At 52.4% G+C, this 20,575-nt stretch carries 11 protein-coding genes; 10 read left to right on the forward strand and 1 reads right to left on the reverse strand.

Features of this window, described 5'->3' with window-relative positions:
- Positions 1-472: 472 nt before the first annotated feature.
- On the reverse strand, positions 473-1,453 hold the full coding sequence (locus FHS18_RS25540; RefSeq protein WP_183603220.1) for an MCP four helix bundle domain-containing protein: 981 nt from the start codon (positions 1,451-1,453) through the stop codon (positions 473-475).
- Between the two features lie 239 nt (positions 1,454-1,692).
- Between FHS18_RS25540 and FHS18_RS25545 the strand changes: the two genes are divergently transcribed.
- The 10 genes from FHS18_RS25545 to FHS18_RS25590 all read left to right on the forward strand — a co-directional run bounded on the left by FHS18_RS25545 (position 1,693) and on the right by FHS18_RS25590 (position 20,556).
- Positions 1,693-3,009 (forward strand): YheC/YheD family endospore coat-associated protein, encoded by a 1,317-nt coding sequence (locus FHS18_RS25545; protein WP_183603221.1) that lies wholly within the window; start codon positions 1,693-1,695, stop codon positions 3,007-3,009.
- Between the two features lie 219 nt (positions 3,010-3,228).
- Positions 3,229-4,194, forward strand: a complete 966-nt coding sequence (locus FHS18_RS25550; RefSeq protein ID WP_221401458.1) for an ABC transporter permease — start codon at positions 3,229-3,231, stop codon at positions 4,192-4,194.
- Positions 4,195-4,228: 34 nt separating this feature from the next.
- Positions 4,229-5,101 carry a carbohydrate ABC transporter permease gene (locus FHS18_RS25555; protein WP_183603247.1) on the forward strand — a complete coding sequence of 291 codons (873 nt, stop codon included), beginning with the start codon at positions 4,229-4,231 and terminating at the stop codon, positions 5,099-5,101.
- A 90-nt stretch (positions 5,102-5,191) separates the two neighbouring features.
- Entirely contained in the window at positions 5,192-6,730 is a 1,539-nt protein-coding gene (locus FHS18_RS25560) for an extracellular solute-binding protein (RefSeq protein WP_183603222.1), read from the forward strand.
- A 217-nt stretch (positions 6,731-6,947) separates the two neighbouring features.
- Positions 6,948-12,878, forward strand: coding sequence for a pectinesterase family protein (locus FHS18_RS25565; RefSeq protein WP_183603223.1), 5,931 nt, complete (start codon positions 6,948-6,950; stop codon positions 12,876-12,878).
- A gap of 252 nt (positions 12,879-13,130) precedes the next feature.
- Complete coding sequence (locus FHS18_RS25570; RefSeq protein ID WP_183603224.1) at positions 13,131-14,819, forward strand: CehA/McbA family metallohydrolase; 1,689 nt, start codon at positions 13,131-13,133, stop codon at positions 14,817-14,819.
- A 117-nt stretch (positions 14,820-14,936) separates the two neighbouring features.
- A complete protein-coding gene (locus FHS18_RS25575) occupies positions 14,937-16,547 on the forward strand; it encodes a response regulator transcription factor (RefSeq protein WP_183603225.1) in 1,611 nt (536 codons plus the stop codon).
- A 31-nt stretch (positions 16,548-16,578) separates the two neighbouring features.
- On the forward strand, positions 16,579-18,330 hold the full coding sequence (locus FHS18_RS25580) for a sensor histidine kinase (protein ID WP_183603226.1): 1,752 nt from the start codon (positions 16,579-16,581) through the stop codon (positions 18,328-18,330).
- A gap of 458 nt (positions 18,331-18,788) precedes the next feature.
- A complete protein-coding gene (locus tag FHS18_RS25585) occupies positions 18,789-19,628 on the forward strand; it encodes an ABC transporter permease (protein ID WP_183603227.1) in 840 nt (279 codons plus the stop codon).
- Positions 19,629-19,668: 40 nt separating this feature from the next.
- Complete coding sequence (locus FHS18_RS25590) at positions 19,669-20,556, forward strand: carbohydrate ABC transporter permease (RefSeq protein WP_183603228.1); 888 nt, start codon at positions 19,669-19,671, stop codon at positions 20,554-20,556.
- The last annotated feature ends 19 nt before the right edge of the window (positions 20,557-20,575 follow it).

A 20,575-nucleotide genomic window follows, 5' to 3' on the forward strand; every position in this document is an offset into this window, starting at 1 on the left:
GTAGCGATTGCAACGTTATTTACGAAAATGGTTAGTAATACGGAACTTACGGCATTTGCGTTAGCCGGAGAATAATGAGCGCTTGCGGTAATGGAATATAGGCCGCTTTGCTTCGGAACAAATCTCGTGTTATTGACAAATTCCAGCTCGGTGTTAATATCGAAAGCTTCCGTGGTGTAGGAGACGACGATTGTAGTGAATGCCGTTAATGGTTGATTGAAAGCAGCGCGTGCTTTGAATGCCGATAGCGGACCCTCTAACCCCAGAGGTGCCGGCGGTCCCGGTAATCCCGCTGGCCCCGGCGGCCCTTGCAATCCTTGAGGTCCTGCAGGTCCTGGCGGTCCTTGCAATCCTGCAGGCCCTGGCGGTCCTTGTATTCCCGGAGGTCCAGACGGTCCTGCGGGTCCTTGAGAAAAGTTAGCTCCCATTACTTACACCCCTCTGTATAAATTTTTATCTATCGCAATCCGCTTTATCTGCCATACAGAAAAAACGGCTTAAATTCTCCAATGCTTTCCGTCGTAAATCCAGGTCCTGCTATATCAACGTTTAAATCGCCAAGTCTCCTTTTTATGCTCGCCGTGAATGTGTTCTGGAATGTCGTGAAGGCGACCTGAATGCCAGCTGCAAGCGATGCACCTCCACTAGAAGCCGCGAAGGCCACAAAGAACAATAATTGCTGAATCGCCGCATCTTTAGCTTCGTTGAACGATTCGGTTATCAGTTGTTTGACATTCCGAACCCCGCCGAATATCGAGGGATAAGAGACATCCACGTAAAAAATTTGGGTGGAATCAGCGATCTCAATGTTAGGGAATGAGGTAGAGACTTGTTGATTAATAGGTCCTAGTTGAATCTGTTTTCGATAGGGACCGATGGAAAAGGTTTTTGAAATACTGGGAATGGATAAACAAAGCTGCCCTAGTCCGCGTCTGCCGACACATCTACTGACACCGGGAAGGGTAAGCGATTTACGGAATGGGCCGATCTGTACGGTTTTCCTTTTTGCTGGAATTCGAATGGTTTTGCTGATTCTCATTAGGCCCAATCTAAATTGCGGAATTTGGAAACGGGCGATGATTAGACGTTCCGTTATTCTCTGAGCCACGACTTCGTCATCATCGTCCTCAACTTCTTGGCCCAAAAAATTGAACTGTTGAGCGGGCTGAGCTGGAGTTTGCGTTTGAGGAAAGGGGCCCGTCGGAAGAGGCGGCGGGGTGATTTCCAGTAACAACGGAGGCTGCTGTGCGAACATCTGCTGTTCTTCCGGGCTGGATACCGTTACATCCAGTTCTCCAAGCAGGTCATTGACAGATTCAACGCCTTCCTCAACTTGCTGAGCGTTTTGAGCATCTTCTTGCGTTAATTGCGCGATAGCGGTATCCAACGCTTGATTTAACCCTGCCGTAATTTCATTTGCCAGGGCTTCTTCCCGCGAAAACCTAACGCCCATGTTTCCCCATCCCTTCTTTATATCTGACTCATAAGCAAACCTCAGACATGACCGTGGCTGTCGTATGATCATTTCTGCCGTCCTGAGGTCTAGACATAACTTATTGAGCTAGACGAATGTTGGATTGGGTTTCAATGGAAATTAGGCATTAGGAGCTGCTGTAGGTGAACATCCATACCTATACCGGGAAGAGACATATATTGGTCAGTATCTTTGACAAAGAAGGTGGGTGAATCGGGTTGTTTATTAAACGGATTCCCGAGCTGAAGCCGAATCAAATCATGCTTCCTCCTGGGTACGTCACCTTTCCTTCTTCGTTCGTCCTTCACGTTGGATCGTGGACGAAAGAGGTTAATGTGATTATTGACGACGGACTGCCGCAGAATAGCATCGGACTGCCAGTCCAAATGAATAATGATTTTACGATTCCTGATACCGTTCCCTACGAAATGGTTATTGATGGGACAAATTTGCATCTTGGACCCGTAATCGCACTCTTGATAGCCAAGAGAGGACTTACTCCGCGGCTGATGGAAAGATATCGGGGATACTTAGCAAACTATCAGGAGATTAAGGGGCTGATCTATTTATGCTCCTTGGATGGCATAAACCCTCGGAACAAGACCATAAGTGGCGTTTATTTTAATCCCAATGCGGATTGGGATGCATCTCCATGGGTACAAGGCATATTTCCCTACCCTCATGTGACGTGGCGAAGAATAGGGGTTAGCAAGAACAGGCTTTATGACGATTTAATCATTCATACGAATCGAAGGATCTTTAACCCTTACTTCTTGAATAAGTGGGAGTTCTGGGAGTCATTACGCGCTAATCCTCTTATATCGAACCATCTCCCGCATACCAAACTATTAGACCGTCCCCAAACACTGCACCAAATGGTGGCTTTGTACGGTTCGGTCTATCTAAAGCCGACGAAAGGCGCAAAGGCGCAGGGCATCGCCAAACTAGCGAAGACTTCGAATGGATGGCTTTATATGAATAAAAACAAGAGGAAGACTTCGATCAGCAGCTTAAATAAGGCGTGGCTGTTTCTGCGGAATTTGCACAAAGGGAAAAGGTATTTAATTCAACAGTCCGTAGCCATGACGTATCAGAATAAAAATATCGATTTCAGGGTGGTCATGCAAAAAAACGGCAATCAAGAATGGGCCTGTTCAGGTATCATTGCACGTTACGGAAAAGAAGGCAGGTTCTATACGAATGATGTGAGCTCGATCGGGTTAGGCAGAGATGCGCTGCGAACGGTTTATGGCCTTAACGAGGAAGAGGCGGCTCGAAAAGAAGAGGATATGATACAGATCTGCACCTTAACTTGTCAAATCCTTGATAGCATGTTTGGATCTTTTGGCGATGTTGGAATTGATGCTACGGTAGACCCTAATCTTAAAGTATGGCTGTTAGAAATCAATAGCCTTCATCAACATAGCCTCGCTTCTTACCTGCAGGATGATCGTCAAATGTATGGCAAAGTGCTTACCCAGCCATTAGCGTATGCCAAAGCATGGAGCGGCTTCTCACGATACAATCAGAGCTAAAGAACACATAAGGCGGTACTGGGAGTAATCCCGGTGGCGCTTTTTTACTTCAACAGGGATTATCACAAGCAATAGTTTCACGAGGTACATCGCAAGGTTGCCTCACGACTACTTCGGCGGGAACAGGCAGCTCAAGGGCAGTTGGTTGCCGCAGGACTATAGGCGGTCATGCTGCCAGGACCTAATAATGGGGACAGAACGAAATAGGAGGTTGCGTAGATGAAGCAAGATATGGTTGCTTCGGCAGGCCCGTCCTCAGTCAATGCCCCCAAGGGCAAGCCGGGCTACCTGCTGAAGGATCTCATCCGGGATAAGTGGCTGTACCTCATGCTCCTTCCCGGCGTGCTGTATTTCCTTATTTTCAAGTATGTGCCGATGTACGGGCTGCTGATGGCGTTCCAAGACTATAAGCCTTATACCGGTTTTCTCGGCAGTCCATGGGTGGGCTTCAAGCATTTCGAGCGCTTCTTCTCGGAGCCGCAGTTCGGCATGCTGTTCAAGAACACCGTCATCTTGGCCATCTATAACCTGGCATTCTTCTTCCCGCTGCCGATCATTCTGGCGCTCATGATGAATGAAGTCCGGCATGCGAGATTCAAGAACTTCGTCCAGACGCTAGTCTATATCCCTCACTTCGTCTCGTGGGTCGTCGTCGTCGGTATCTTCTATATGCTCTTCACGACCGAGAACGGGATTATCAATGAGCTTCTGTATCGCTTGATTGGTGAGAAAATTGCTTTCCTCCTAGAACCGGAGTGGTTCCGGACAATGATCATCTCCCAGTCGATCTGGAAAGAAGTCGGGTGGGGAACGGTCATCTTCCTTGCCGCGCTGGCTGGCGTGGACTTGCAGCAATATGAAGCGGCGAGGATCGACGGGGCAGGACGTTGGCGCCAACTATGGCATATTACGCTTCCGGCGATTCGCAGCACGATTATCATCTTGTTCATTCTTCGATTAGGTAATTTCCTGGACTCCGGGTTCGAACAGATTTTCCTCATGCTGACCCCGACCAACCGCGAGGTGGGCGAGGTATTCGATACTTATGTGTACACCAAAGGGATGACGCAGGCGCAATACAGTTACAGTGCGGCGGTTGGGTTATTCAAATCGATCGTCGGTCTCGTCCTTGTCTTGGGCTCGAACTGGCTGGCGAAGCGATTCGGGGAAGAAGGTATCTATTGATGCAGTCAGCGCTTAAAGAAAGGAGAATCTCATGATGACGCAAGATAAAACGATAGGCAACCGGATATTCGATCTGTTGAACGGCTTCTTGCTGCTCATAATCGCGCTCTTGTGCGTCCTGCCGTTCGTCTACGTAACGGCCATCTCGTTCACGAGTCCGGCAGAGGTGGCCAAGGGCGGATTAATCCTCTGGCCCAAAGAGTGGTCGCTCGCGGCCTACCGGTACATTTTCTCCACCGACACGCTCTTCCGCAGCATGTTGGTATCCATCTATATCACGGTCGTGGGAACGCTGATCAACTTGCTGTTCACCTCGCTGATGGCGTATCCGCTCGCGAAAACCCACCTGCGCGGCAGACAGACGATCCTGCTCGGCGTGCTCATCACGATGCTGTTCAGTGGGGGAATGATCCCGACGTATTTCGTCGTCAAGGAACTTCACCTGACCAACACGTTGTGGTCCTTGATGCTCCCCGGGGCGATCAGCGCCTTCAATCTGATCGTGCTCAAAAATTTCTTCCAGCAGATTCCCGACGGCCTGGAAGATTCGGCCCGGATCGACGGCTGCAACGACGTGGGGGTGCTGTTCCGGATCGTGCTTCCGCTCTCGCTGCCGGCGATGGCTACCTTCGGCCTGTTCTATGCCGTCGGCCACTGGAATCAATTCTTCAATGCCATTCTCTACATTAACGACAACAAGCTGTATCCGATCCAAGTGCTGCTCAGACAGATCGTCATTCTGTCCCAGAGCAGCATCGGCGACACTTCGATCGAGCAGACGGAGATTCAGCCGCTGACGATCCGCATGGCCGTTATCGTGTTCGCGACCGTGCCGATCTTGCTGGTGTACCCGTTTCTCCAGAAGCATTTTGCCAAAGGGGTCATGCTAGGATCGGTCAAGGGTTAGAGTTGCAGCGCGGCTACGCTATGAATTCCATCCCCCATAGAATCGGGTGCATGGATTTTCCATAGATCATTCAAACTTGGAGGGGTATATATGACAAAAAAATGGGCGCTCTTGATGGGAAGCGCGATGCTCGTCACCACCGTATTGTCCGCATGCAGTTCCAATAATAACGGCCAGCAAGAAGCGAACGCGAATCAACCGGTTGCTGACAATCCGGCGCCTGCCGAACAGGCCGAGCCGCTTGAACTCACGATTGCCGCACACCTCCCCGGCGAGGCGCCGGCGGAAGACAATCCGTTCGAGCTGGCGCTCGAGAAGTACACCAATTCGAAATTGCGGTTTCAATGGATTCCGACTTCGGGCTACGACGACAAGATCAACGTGATGATCGCTTCGGACGAATTGCCCGAGATCGTAAAGGTTAGCTACGTGCCGAATATTATCAGCTCGATGCAGAACGACGTGTTCTGGGAGATCGGCCCCTATCTGAAGGATTACACGAATTTGTCCGCGCAGCCGGAGACGTATTACAACAATATCAAGGTGGACGGTAAGCTGTACGGTCTTCCGGTCTTCCGCCCGGTCGGCCGTGCGGTTCTCCAGTACCGCAAGGACTGGTTCGACGCGAAGAGCCTGACGGTTCCGAAGACGCTCGACGAGTGGTACAACGTCATGAAGGCGGTGGCGGAAGGCGATCCGGATCAGAACGGGAAGAAGGACACGTACGGCATGATGCTCGACAAGAACTACAATCAAGGCGTTGCTTCGACCTTAACCCGGCTTAGCGTTTCGCAAGGCGGGCCGAACAAATGGAAGGTCGATGATCAGGGCAACTTCACCCCTGAGTTCATGACGGACGAATTCTTGGCAACGATGAAGCTGTTCAACCGGCTCTACGAGGAACAGCTGATCAATCAGGATTTTGCGGTGAGTGATGTGTCCGTTATCGATAAGGCCTACGAATCCGGCCGCGTAGCGATCCGTATCTCCGGCGGCAATGCGCAGTCGATGCAGACGAATCTCGAGAAGGTCGTGCCGACAGCGGTGATGGATGCCGTTGGCTTGGAAGGCCCTGAGGGGGTACGGGTTCCTGGGGAGAACGGCAATGCGGGCATATTGGCAATCCCGAAATCTTCCGTTAAGTCCGAGGAAGAATTGAAACGGGTGCTGACCTTCCTCGACCAGCTGCTCGATAAGGAAATGGTCTATCTCATCAACAAAGGGATCGAAGGCACGCATTACAAGGTGGAAGGCGACTTCACGATTCCGCTGGACAAAGAAGCGGATGCCAAGGAAGTCAAACCATACCGGGACGTGCTGCTCCAGCGTGGCGAATCCTACAACATGGACAAACCGATGCAGCAGACGCCGCTCTTCAAGAAGAACAATGACGTCGTCATCGAGAACGAGAAGCATGTGGTCGCGAACCCGGCCCTTACGCTGCTGTCGGCCACGTACACCGATCGCGGCGCCGATCTGGAGCAGATGATAACTGACGCCCAGACGAAATTTATCATGGGCGAGATCGACGAAGCCGGTTGGCAAGCGGCAATCGAGCAATGGAAAGACGCCGGCGGCGCGAAGATGATCGAAGAATACAAGGAAGCGTATCTGAAGGTCCAGCAATAAGCGCCTTCTAGACCTGGCACAGGCCGTCTTATCGATCCGGATAAGGCGGTTTGTTCGGGCGAGCGTTGAAGCGGGGTCACGATTGAAGAAAATGGTGACGCTTACATGACAGACTGTCCGCGAAGCTGATTGAAAGGGGTGATGCACGTACGCCTCAATGGATTTACGGCTTATGGAACGGTAGAACACCATTCGAACTTAAGGAGGACTGAAGCTGTTGAGAAAGATCTTACCTGTGGCTTTGGCAGTATCCATGGTCTCCACGATGTTTGCCGGCATAACTTCAGCTGATACGACGCAGTCTGCGGCGACGCTCGCATTGCCTGCATTCCCAGGCGCCGAAGGAGGAGGCATGTACACGACCGGCGGCCGGGGCGGAGAGGTATACGAAGTGACGACATTGGCCGATTCCGGACCGGGCTCGCTGCGGGAAGCGGTCAGCAGGAGCAATACGACCGTCGTCTTCCGGGTAGGAGGCACCATTCATCTGCAGTCGCCGCTCAAAATAACGGGCTCCAACCTGACGATCGCCGGACAGACGGCGCCTGGAGATGGCGTAACGGTCTCGGACTACGCGACCTACTTCGAAGCGGATAACATCATCGTCCGGTATATGCGTTTCCGGTTGGGGGATCGGTATCCGAGCGAAGACGATGCCTTCGGCGGCCGCTACCATAAAGATATTATCATCGACCATAGCTCGTTCAGCTGGTCGGTCGACGAAGTACTCAGCATGTACGTCAACGAAAACACGACGGTCCAATACTCCATTATCTCCGAGAGCATGCTGATGACCTCCCATCAGAAGGGCAGGCACGGGTATGCCGGTATTTGGGGCGGCAATAACGCCTCGTTCCATCATAATCTGATCGCCCATAATGTCAGCCGCAATCCGCGGTTCGCCGGTTCGCCCGATTTTCCGACGGACATGTACAACAATACCATCTATGACTGGGGTTTCTTCTCGTCCTATGGCGGCGAACAAGGCAACTACAACCTGCGCAACAACTATTACAAATATGGCCCGAGTACGTATCGTTCCGTACGCGACCAAGTCTTCGTGGGCGTAAGCGCGGATACGCGAATCTTCATTGACGGCAACGTAATGGATGGCTCTCCGGAAGTTACGGCGGACAATTGGAAAGGCGTCGGCGATGTCGCCAATCCCGAATCGGTGCTGACCGAGCCTGTTCAGATGCCGAATCCGCCCGTTCCGGACAGCGCGGAAGCGGCTTACGAGAAGGTGCTCGCATCAGCGGGTGCGATCTTGCCGAAGCGGGATGCGATCGACGCGAGGGTCGTGCAAGAAGTGAAGGACCGCGGAGGCCGGCATATCAATTCGCAGAAAGAAGTCGGCGGCTATCTCGAATTCCCGGAGAACGTGTCGACGCTCGCGGACGACGACCATGACGGCATGCCGAATGATTGGGAAACAGCCAATGGCTTGAACCCGATCGATGCTGCCGACCGCAATGGCATCCATGCATCCGGTTATACGAATCTCGAGCACTATTTGAACGGAATCGTAGGCAATGGTTCGCTCAACCCTGAGGCGGCCATCGTATCTCCGGCTGACCATACCACGGTGACGGAGGGCTCGACCGTTAACATCGAAGCCACGGCCGCTGATCCTGACGGATCCGTAGCGAAGGTGGAGTTCTTCTTGAACGATCTTAAGCTCGGCGAAGACGCCACAGCTCCCTATTCGTACGAATGGAAGAATGTGCAGGACGGAAGCTATTACTTAACCGTACGGGCAATCGATGATACGGGCACCTCTACGCAATCGAGCAACGTGGGCATTCATGTGAACAAGAAAGGCAGCACGGAGCCTTGGAAGTCTGCTGATATCGGTTCGCCTGGCATCAAAGGCCATACGCAACTCGGCGAGACGGCCTCTGACGTAACGGTGAAGTCCGCGGGAGATATCGACGGCACCGTAGACCGGTTCCATTATGCGTATCAAAAGCTGACCGGCAACGGCGAAGTCGTCGCACGCGTCGAGCGCATTACGGGGACGGACGACGAGGCGGAAGCCGGCGTCATGATCCGGGACAGCCTCGCGCCATCCGCCAAATTCGCGTCGCTCATGATGTCTTTCGTCAAATACGGCAAGAAAAGCATCGCGCTGCAGCGGTTGAACGACGGCGATAAGGTGACGCGGGTGGAACCGGAAGCTTTTCTGAACACCCCTTACTGGGTGAAGCTGGTCCGGTTAGGCAATCAGTTCACGTCTCTCGTGTCCGAGAATGGCGCCGATTGGTCCGTCGTCGATGCGACCGAGATTCCGATGGGGGAGACGGTCTACTTCGGATTGGCGGCGGATGCCTCCAAAGCGGATGACGACGTGGATAAATACAATACGTCGGTCTTCTCGCAAGCCGCGGTTCATGCCTTGGACGCGGACTTCCCGCTGGCGCCGACCGAAGTGAAAGCTGAAGCGGCCGACAAGGCCGTTAACCTGTCCTGGCACCAAGTTGCCCCGGCGGAAGGCTACAATGTGCACCGCAGCGAGATTCCGAGCGGACCTTTCGCGCAGATCGCGGCAGGGGTAACCGCAACCGCCTACGCGGACAACAACCTCATCCCGGGCAAAGCCTATTACTATTACGTGACGGCTCAGAATTCGAAAGGCACGAGCTTTAACTCGGCCATCGTCGAAGCGACGCCAACTGGCACGCCGGAGACGGTCTACTATATTGATGAGGATTTCGAAGATACGGAGCTGGGCACTACGCCGACCGGGTTTACGTTCCTGCCGAATCCGCAAGATGCCGACCACAAAGTGGCGGCAGCCGAAGTTCCTACAGGTACGACCGGCAACTCGTCCGACCAAGCTTTAATTCTCTATGACAATGGCGTCGGCAGCTCGGAGCTCTTCCGGAAGTTCGCGCCGCAGACCGGTAAGTTTGTACTGGAAGTCGACATAACCTCGCCGGGCTGGCCGGGAACGTCTACGGTCCTGAACCTGCAGGACGAGAACGGCACCAAGACGGCGCTGTCGCTCCAGCTCCGCAAGCCGACCGCGCCTGCCGCGGAATCGAATTATACGCTGATCTATAAGAAGAACGGCGCGGACTACAAGCTCATCGATCCGCCCGCGAATAACCAGTGGTATGCCTTGAAAGTGGTCGCGAATGTCGCCGCCCAAACGGCCGACATCTATATCGACAACAAACTGGTGGAAGACAATGCGCCGCTCGAGTCCGACCTTCGGACAACAGGGATCGGCCGGATCTCGGCCAAGACGCCTGGCACGGGCAAAGGCACGATCTATTACGATAACCTCAAAGTTTATGTCGAGCCGGTAGAAAGTCCGAACGGTCTGTCCGCCGTACCCGGCAACGGCAAAGTGCAGCTGGGCTGGACGGCTGCCGAAGGCGCCTCTACGTATACGATCAAGAGAGGGACGACGGACGGCGGACCTTACGAGACGGTCGCTTCCGGCGTAACCGACGTGACGTATATCGATGAGACGGTAGAGAACGACGTCACCTACTACTACGTGGTAACGGCCGTTGGCGCTACGGGCGAGAGCCCTGCGTCCAATCAAGCCGTCGTGACGCCGTCGACTGCGGCCGTGAAGCCCGAAGCGCCAGTTGGCCTTGCGGCCTCACCCCGCAGCGCGCAGGCTGACTTGGCCTGGCAGAGCGTCGACAATGCGATTCACTATTCCGTCAAGCGAAGCGCGAATCCGGAAGGCCCCTTCGAGACGGTAGCTTCGGAAGTCACGGCGACCACATTCCGAGCTGGCGGATTGGACAATGGAACGACCTATTACTATGCGGTATCCGCATCCAGCATCGGCGGGGAGGGCGACAATTCCGCTTCGGTTGCGGTCACGCCGGCAGCGAATCTGAACACGCCGGTCGTCACGGTTAGTCCGGCAACGCACACCGTCGACTTGCAATGGGAGAACGTAACCGGTGCTTCCTTCTATCAGGTGCAACGTGCCGATTCGGTCGCAGGCCCTTACACGCTAATTGCGGACAACGTTACGGGTACAACGTATACGGATACGGGGTTAGCCCCTGGATCGGCGCACTATTACAAGGTAACCGCGGCGAATGAAGCGACGCGCAGCCTGGATTCGCGGGCAGCCGGCGTTCGACTGGCCGCTAACGACGGCACGCCAGCTGCGCCGGTTGGTCTGAGCGCCGTTCCTGACGACGGGAAAATCACGCTGAGCTGGAATCCGGTTGCCGGGGCAACATCTTATACGGTCAAACGCGGCGAAACCCCTGCAGGACCCTTCACGGCGGTTGCTCAGGATCTGACGGACAGCAACTTTACCGATACGGGATTAACGAATGGCCAGACCTATTATTACGTGGTCGCGGCGGCGAACGAAGCAGGAGAGGGTGTTTCTTCGGCGATTGTCGGCGAAGTTCCTGCGACTGTCCTGACCGTTGCAGCGGATGGCACCGGCCAATATACGAAAGTGCAGGATGCGATCAACGCCGTGCCGAATAACAGCTCCGCACCGACGATCATCAAGATCAAGAACGGCACGTATCGCGAGAAATTGGATCTCTCTTCGTCGAAGACGAACGTCCGCATGATCGGCGAAAGCAGGGAAGGGACGGTGCTCGTCTACGGCGACGCCGCCAGCACCTTGGACGCGAACGGCAATCCGCTCGGCACGTCGAACAGCTACAGCTTCCGCGTGCAGGGCAGCGGATTCACGGGCGAGCATCTGACGATTCAGAACGACGCGGGCATCAGCGCAGGCCAAGCGGTTGCGCTGTATGCGAATGCGGACCGGCTGACGTTCCGCGATGTCAGCCTGCGGGGCCATCAAGATACGCTGTATGCGAACAATGGACGTCACTATTATATGGATAGCTACATCGAGGGAACGGTCGATTTTATCTTCGGCAACGCGACCGCCTTATTCGATAACAGCATTATCCACAGTGTCGGCGGCGGTTACGTGACTGCGGCTTCCACCGGGGCGGGCAAGACCGGCTACGTGTTCTTGAACAGCAGGATTACGGCGGAGGAAGGCGTAACCGGCGTCGCGCTTGGCCGCCCATGGCGCGGAGACGCCAACGTCATCTATATCAACAGCTACCTGGGCGGGCATATCGCGCCAACGGGTTGGAATAACTGGGGCAACGTGAATAACGAACGCACGGCGCGTTACGGGGAATATGCCAGCTACGGCCCGGGCGCCGATCCGAAGAGCAGATACACGTGGGCGAGACAGCTGACAACCGAGGAGGCCGCTGTTTATACGGTCGGCAACATTTTCTCGGGTAGCGACCAATGGCAGCCGCAGCAGGAATATGGCTACGCAATGGAGGAAGTATCGAGCGTTCCATCCGCTCAGCTTAGCGGACCGGCGAAGGTGACGGCTGGCGGCCATGCGTTCGATATCGAATACGGATTGGCTGCTGTTGATGAAGACGTATATGCCCAAGATATTAGGGTCAGCTTCAATGCCGATCAGCTCGAATTCGTCGGCGTAAACTCGGCCGACGAGTCGAAGTTTCTCGTCGTGGAGCATGCGGTAACGCAGCCGGGTCAGCTTCGCATCCTTGGCGTGCATGTCGGCGAAGGGCAGACGGACCCGAACGGCAAGCTGATTAAGCTGACGTTCAAAGCACGGGCAAGCGCGGAAGGCAGCGCGGCGATTACGGTGGCCGTAACGAAGGCGAATGGCGAAGGTACGGAATCGAGTCTTCCTGAGCGGTCCCTGTCGGTTGCGATCGCTGCCGTGGTCGACAAGGCGGCGCTGGAAGCGTTGATTGCCAACGCGCAACAGATTCATGACGCTGCCGTAGAAGGCAGCAAGATCGGTAATTATCCTGTCGGTTCGAAGGCGCTGCTCCAAGCGGCTATCGACCAAGCGAAGACCGTATTCGCGGATCATGCGGCAACCGGCGAACAGGTAGCGCAGGCGATCTCGGCGCTGGATCAGGCATTGAAGTCTTTCCAAGCTTCGGTCGTCGTAAACGTCCCGGGCGACAACAATAACGACGGCAGCTTAAGCGTCGGCGACTTGGCCATGATGGCCCGAGCTTACGGCAAGACGAATGCGGATCCGGACTGGGAGTCCGTGAAGGCATCCGATCTTAACCAAGACGGCAAGATCGACATCGTCGACCTGACGATCATGGCAAGGCAAATTATGAATTGGCAGTAATCGCATAACAAGCAGCAAAGGTGAGGGCCGCTCCGGGTGGGAGCGGTCTTTTTGCTGTTGGTTATTCCATTGTACTGACGGAGACCCCTTATCTACTCCATGTTCAGATCTATCGAAAATGTTGAGATGAATCGCAAATCCGGAGCAGAAGTGTGAATGATAGATGGATGTTTCGATCGATTTTTGAATGGAAGGCCTAAGTTTCGCGGTTTTATAATGAATGAATAGATCATAGCGCGAAGGAGAAATACGATGAAATTATACGTGTATGCGTACAACGATAATCAAGATTCGGTCTCTTGCAAAATGAAAGTCATTGCTCTTAAGCAAACCGCTACTGCGCTTGCAGATGGCGATACAATTGCTACCGTATATGGCAACGGACAATTCGAATTGGAACTTGCGCCCGGCCGATATCGGATCGAAGTCTATAAGGGAAAGCTGTATTGGCCGGCGAAGGAAGAGCTCACCGTTGATGAGGAGGATGTCGTGCTGAACGTCACATTAAAGCCGATTATTGACACGCGAAGCCTCGGTCTCTATTCCTTCGATGCTCATTCCCACGTTTCTCGCAATGTAAGGTCGGCTGACGGGAATCTTGAACAAGCCTCGACCATCATGAAGGGCGAAGATTTCAACATCTTTTTTGCAGGATCGCCCTATGATCTGGAGACTCATCTTCAAGATCGGGATGGGCATATCCCCGCTGATCAGGTTCCCTACAGGGAGAAGTACGCCTCGATTATTGCCGAAGCCGGTAATGACCATTTCATCCTGGATATTGGCAACGAAATCGTCAAATGCCGATACGGGCATATGTTTCTCTTGAACTATGATCAGAGGCCTCCCTACAGCAAGCATTACGACCGGGCATGGGACCCCTGGCTGTTCACCAAGATAGGCGACGAGCCGAAGTACGACATCCTCTATCCCTATGAGGCGCTTCAACAAGAGCGGGGCGCGAACTCCGTTGCGGTCGCGGCTCACTCGACGAGCTGGTGGTACCAGGGAGAGGAATTCATCTCCAATATCGCGGCAACGCTAGGTTTCGAGATATTGGCGGGATCGATCGACGCAATGGTGATCATGGGCTACGACAGCGACCATGTGCATTACCAGAACCTATGGTATGAGGTGTTGAACAACGGATATTACATGCCTGGGGTGGCCGAAACGGATCATACCTTCGACTCGAATCAGTCGAAGCATCTGGCGTTCAAAACGTATACCTATCTGGAGGCGTTCAATCTGGATGCCTTATGTACATCGATAAAAGCAGGACGGAACATCGTCTCCACAGGTCCCATCGTCCTTCTGGACGTGAATGGTCATCTCCCGGGCGCGGTCCTGAATTACGAAGCGGATGAGGCCTTTATCGTCCAGGTCGAAGCCTACCGCTGTTACGAGGCGCCATTGCGTAAAATGGAGCTCATCCTAGGTGGCAAGGTGTGGAAGGAATATGACATCGTCCAGGACGTGTTTGACCAGAAGGAGAGGCTGACCGTCCGTGAAGACAGCTATCTGGTTGCCAAATGTTATGATGCAGCCGGCAATGTGGCGATTACGAATCCGGTCTATATTCGCAACGCTCCCTTTCGTAATCGAGCGTTCACATCAGCGCTGACTGTGCAGGTGACGAAGGGTGGCAACCCGGCAGAGGGACAGTATTGGATCGGCGCTAGCCTGCTGAAGACGTCGTTTTCCGGGGTCATTCATTGTTCGTTAAGCGTGGATGCCGAACTGAGTATCGAAGTAGGGGGAACGGTCCAGCAAGTGAAGCTGTTCGAGCTTGATGAATTGCAAGCCATCTTCAGAAAGCTGTACTTCGGTTATTTCAATAAGCACCGACGGTATGCCGCAGGCGAAGTGCCAGTCGAATATTTTGAGCTGTCGCGGATCAGGGAGCTGCTTACGCGGGTCGATCTTCATATTCGCTTCTAGAACGCATATCAGTGCCAGAGGCCTATTTACCTGCCATCCACAATGACCAAATATAAAGTTAACAGAACTGCGTTACGATGAAGGAATGACACTTCCTAAGAAAAGGTATGCTGCCCAATGGTCAAACTGTTGATTGTGGAAGATAACGATTTCGAACGACATGCCTTGCAGAATTATATCGACTGGGACGTGCTTGGGATCCGGCAGGTGGAAACGGCGTACAACGGCTTGGATGGATTGGAAAAAGCGAAAGCGATCGTACCTGATATCATCATCAGCGACGTGATGATGCCGGGCATGAGCGGTATTGAGATGGCGCAATATATTATGAAATTTTTCCCGCAGACCAAATTCATCTTCTCCAGCGGACACGAAGACGTCCGCCTTCTTCAGGAGGCGATGGAAGTGCGAGCGTGCAGTTATCTGATCAAGCCGCTCAAGCAGGAGGAGTTAATCAGCGTCATTAAGAAAGCGACATCGATGTTGGTCGACGAGAAGCTCACGAGTATCGCGCATAACAAGATGGTCGAGCAGTTTAACGATAACCTCCGTTATTTGCAAACCAAGTTCCTGGAGGAATTAATCGTAACGGGCAAGAACGCCCGCGATATGAAATCATTGTCCATGCATGCGAACGATCTGAAGCTGAGCATGATCGGCATGTATAAGTTAGCCGTGGTCGAACTTGATTTCGGTGTGGAGTCGGATCTGTTCCAGAACACGAATTTGCTCCATGTGGTCATGCACCAATTGGAAAGAATCAGCAGCTCGAAGCATGCGCTAGTTATGAAAATATCGGGGAACAGGATCATAGTTCTGCTACATACCCTCGTGCCGGTAGGAGAGGAAGGAACGAAGATTATCGCCGATATCGCAGAAGGAATGCGGCTCGTGTCTGAAGAAATCAACTGTAAGTATATGATTGGCGTGAGCGATCTCTTCGCCAATCTGGATGATTTACACCAAGCGTTCAAGCAATCGAGCTTCGCCGCTAGCCGCAAGGTAAAGCTGGGATATGGTCATCTCGTTCATTATTCTGGCTGTCACGATTCGGAAGCCATCTCGTTGCAAGCGGGGCCTTACGACCTTCAAGCGGCCATCGCGCAGCTGATTGACCTTGTAATGAAGGGTGAGAACGTCGAGGACGAGCTTCGTAAGCTGGTACATGAACTGCAGGTTATTTCCGATCACCCCCTCGTCCGCGTTCAAAGCCTCATTATTTTGCTATTCTCCAACCTCTCCAAGCAATTGGCAGACGTGGGAGAGAATCTCGACAGAATGGCGGGAGAAGAAAGGGAGCTGTACGAGCAGATCATCAGCGCTAAGACGATCCCGGACATCCTTCAATTAGCCAGTAAGACGCTGACGTCCGTTGCTTCCTATATGTGCAGAAAAAAGCAAAATAAAGACGACTACATCATCAACGAAATCTTGACGATTCTAAATCAGGAGTACCGGCATCCGATCACGCTCAGCTCCTTATCGGAAAGGGTCTATTTGAGTCCCAACTACCTAAGAATCATATTCAAGAATAAGATGCGAATCAGCATCCAGGAATACTTGACGAACCTTCGTCTGTCCAAGGCCAAAGAGTTGCTGAAGGAGACTCGTTATAAAGTCCACGAGGTCGGCGAGATGGTGGGGTACGAGAACAGCACCTACTTTAGCATCGTGTTCAAAAACTACATGAAAATGACACCGGGGGAATATCGGAACAAATTCAAGTAAACCTGCAAACGTTAATGGAGCGTACCGGACCATGGATAGACTACGATTCCGCATAAAGAACGACGGCTTCAAATTCTTTCACCTTATACTCGCCTTCAATATCCTCACCGTCCTCATCTGTTCCGCGACCATCAGTTCCATCTTATACGGCCGCCTTAACCAGACCGTTAATAAACAAAACGAAGAGTTTATGCATTATGCCACGTCCCAGGCGCTCAATGGCCTTGCGAACATTATGGAAAGCTGCGAATTGATTGCCAGCGACATCTATTCCGACTCTACGGTCGCGAACCTCTTCCTGTCTGCCTATGGCGGGAATGTCGATTACACGCTATTCCACCAGTTTATCGGCATAAACAACCGATTCGAAAACTATGTCGCGACGAATATCGACATACGAAGCATTACCATCTACAAAATGGATCCTGAACTTATTACGGATGGCAAAAATATTAGAAGCATCGAAAGCTTTAGCCGGCAGGATCTGATGAAAAAGGCGATCGACGCTCGCGGGAAAAACGTTTGGGTTACGTATGAGAAGGAGGGCGGAGGTACGAGCATTCTCTTGCTGAAGTACATCAATATCAATCTGCCCGGCGGAATTCTGGCCATCGAGATGAATTTGGAGCGATTGAGCAACTTGTACAAAGGGGATCCGAATGCCAAATACTTGATGTACCTGCTGAGTGAAGGGAGAACCGTATTCAGCTCCAACCCGGATATTCAGCTTAGCCCGGAAACGCTGGCCGGCGTGAACAAGCATATGCAGAGCGACCAAGTCTATTCCACGTTGAAGCAGGGGCAAGACGATTATTATTCCTATTACGGTAAAGTCAATGGGGCTTTGACGGCAGTTATCCTTTACGATGCCTATGAACTAGGCAAAGAGAAGCGATCGATTGCCAAGTACGTTTTGATATGCACCCTATTTTTCATCCTATTCGGCGTGGCGTTGGCGATCGTGTTCTCCACCCGATTCGCATCGGCCATCGAGAAGCTTGCCGGCAAAATGAAAGCCATCGAGAAGGGGCGTCTGCGCCTCTCGCCGGATCGTACCTACATTCGCGAAATCGCCGCCCTCGATCATACCTTATGCCATATGGCGCAGACGATCGATGGACTTACGGCCGATGTCGCGAAGACGGAACGGCAGAAGGTCGAAAGCGAAATCAAATACTTGCAGATGCAGATGAACCCGCATTTCCTGTATAACCTGCTATCGGCCGTAAGATGGATGGCTTTCCGAAAAAGCGAACATAAAATCGTTCAAATCATCGATCTGCTGAGCGACTTCTACAAAATCGCGCTCAGCCAAGGTAAAGATCTTATCGCGATGAAATCCGAGATTCAGCTGATCGAGCATTACGTCGCGCTGCAGAATTGCTGTCTGAGCGATCAGATCATGCTGGCGGTTCATGTCGATCCGGGGCTGGAGGACCTGGCGATCTGTAAAATGACGCTTCAGCCGTTCGTGGAGAACAGCATCATTCACGGCAGGATCCATGGACAAGCCCTCCATATCATGGTGGATATTCGCCAACAGGAAGATCGTATTGCGATCATGATTCAAGATGACGGGATGGGCGCCAAGGAAAGCTTTGGCTCCTACATGGAAAGCTTGAACAATGGTGAGACTTCAGCCATCAAGGTGGGGTACGGCGTCACGAACACGTTCATGCGCCTTAAGCTTTACTACCGCAATGCCCGCATCCATGTTCGCCAGGGACATCCGGGGACTATCGTAGAGCTGTCGTTCTCCGTCGGTGACCATCGGGTGCGGTAATAGAGGCCGCCTTACGATAATTTCATATCGCGCTACTCAGCAAGCGCGCTGACTGCCATAAGCAGGGTTTCTTTCTCGGGATAATTGCACTAGCTCGTGAATGCCCTGCTTTTTTGTTGCCGATATACGGCCAATGTTTTGTAATCTATCGAAAAGTTTGGTATGTATGGTTCTTTACAGCCTCAAAGTATACGGATCTATCAATCAATCGATGAATCCTTAAATTGAAGAGAGCGCGCTCGCCCACCATAATTGAAGTATGAACGACGTCGGACATACCGGATTACAAGTCACCTGCAGGAGGATAACCATGAGCTAGGGAGAGGATTCGCCTGAGAGAATCAAAAGTGTTCCGTTGGAAACCGGACGAGGGAGCAGGTAGCTACAATCACCGTTTACGCACAAAATTAAAGAGGCAAAAGGTATATCTCCTGCTTCTTATTCCGTTTGTTGCTTACATGCTGATCTTTAAGTATGTGCCTATGTACGGCGCCCTGCTTGCCTTCCGGGAATTCTCGTATCGTACGCCCTTTGGCGGAGATTGGGTCGGTTTCACTTACTTTAACGCTTTTTTCAATAGCCCCGATTTCGCGGTCGTGATGCGCAACACCCTCGTCATCAGTACCTTGAATCTTATTTTTTCCACGGTAGCGGCCATAGTGTTTGCCATTCTGATCTGCGAGCTTCGGAACGCGCTGTTCAAGAAGTTCATTCAGACCGTTTCCTATTTGCCCCACTTTATCTCTTGGGTGGTGGTAGCGGGGATGGCGATGACGATTTTCTCCATCGATGAGCAGGCGCCGGTCAATTCTTTTTTGCTGAATCTGAAGCTGATCGACGATCCGATCAATTTTCTTGGGGAGGTGGATCATTTCTGGCCGCTCGTAACCGGACTCAATGTGTGGAAGAACGTAGGGTGGAATTCGATCATCTATATCGCCGCGATTACATCGATCGATAAACAGATGTATGAGTCGGCCATGATCGACGGGGCTGGCAAGCTAAAGCAAATCACCCATATTACGCTGCCTACAATCCTGCCTACCATTATCCTGCTTTTCACCTTCGGTGTAGGCTACATCTTGAATGCCGGGCTAGACCAGCAGCTGTTTCTTCAAAACCCGATGAATATGCCGCATTCCGAGGTGCTGGACACGTATGTGCTGAAATACGGCTTGCAGCAAGCCGCTTACTCCTACGGAGCGGCCGTCGGATTATTCAAAAGCGCAGTTGGACTTGGTCTGCTGCTGCTATGCAATTATGCATGCAGGAAATTCCTGAGAATGGGAATCTTCTAGGCAGAATGGGCCAGAGACGAGGAGTCATGGAGGGCTCGACATGAAACAAACCTTGGGAGAACGGGCATTTCATCTGTTCAATTATCTATTCCTGTTGTTCGTTGGATTCGTAACCGCATTTCCTTTCTGGAACATCTTCGTGGTGTCCTTCAACGAGGCAAGGGATGCGATGAGAGGAAGCATCTATTTTTGGCCGCGCAAATTTTCGGTTGAAGCGTACGTGGCCATTTTCAATGAAAGCAGCCTAGTGCATGCAACGTATATCAGCATCGCCAGAACGGTACTGGGTACGCTTCTTGGGTTGCTGTGCACGGCGATTCTGGCTTACTTGTTAGCTAACCGCGAACTGCTCCTGCGCAGAAGCATGTTGTTCTTCTTCATCTTCACGATGTATTTCTCTGGGGGCTTGATCCCGGAGTTTATGCTCTTCAAAAGCCTGCACCTGTACAATCGTTTTCTCGTGTACATCATCCCGACGGCGATCAATGTATGGAACGTGATGGTAATGAGGCAGTTCTTCGAGGACCTGCCTGCTTCCTTAGCCGAATCGGCCAGGATCGACGGTGCATCCGAATTGCGAACCTTGTGGAGCATCATTCTTCCCATGTCAACGCCCGTCCTGGCAACGATCGCCTTAATGATCGGCGTCCAGCAGTGGACCGCTTGGTTCGACACGTACATGTTCACTTCGGGCTCGAGTGATCTGGCCACGCTCCAAGGGGTGCTTGTCAAAATCCTCATGGAGACCCAAATTCAATCCACGGACCCTGCGCAAGCGGCTAGGCTGGAGCAAGCCGGATCGATCTTGACGCCGGAGGTCATTAAGATGGCGACAATCACCATCACGACGGTGCCTATTATGTTGATCTATCCGTTTTTGCAGCGTTACTTTGTCGGCGGACTTACGATTGGTGCCGTCAAAGGATAAAAAAAGTCGAAGGTAGGGA

The organism is Paenibacillus phyllosphaerae (genome assembly GCF_014192105.1).
Taxonomy (GTDB): Bacteria; Bacillota; Bacilli; order Paenibacillales; family Paenibacillaceae; genus Paenibacillus_Z; species Paenibacillus_Z phyllosphaerae.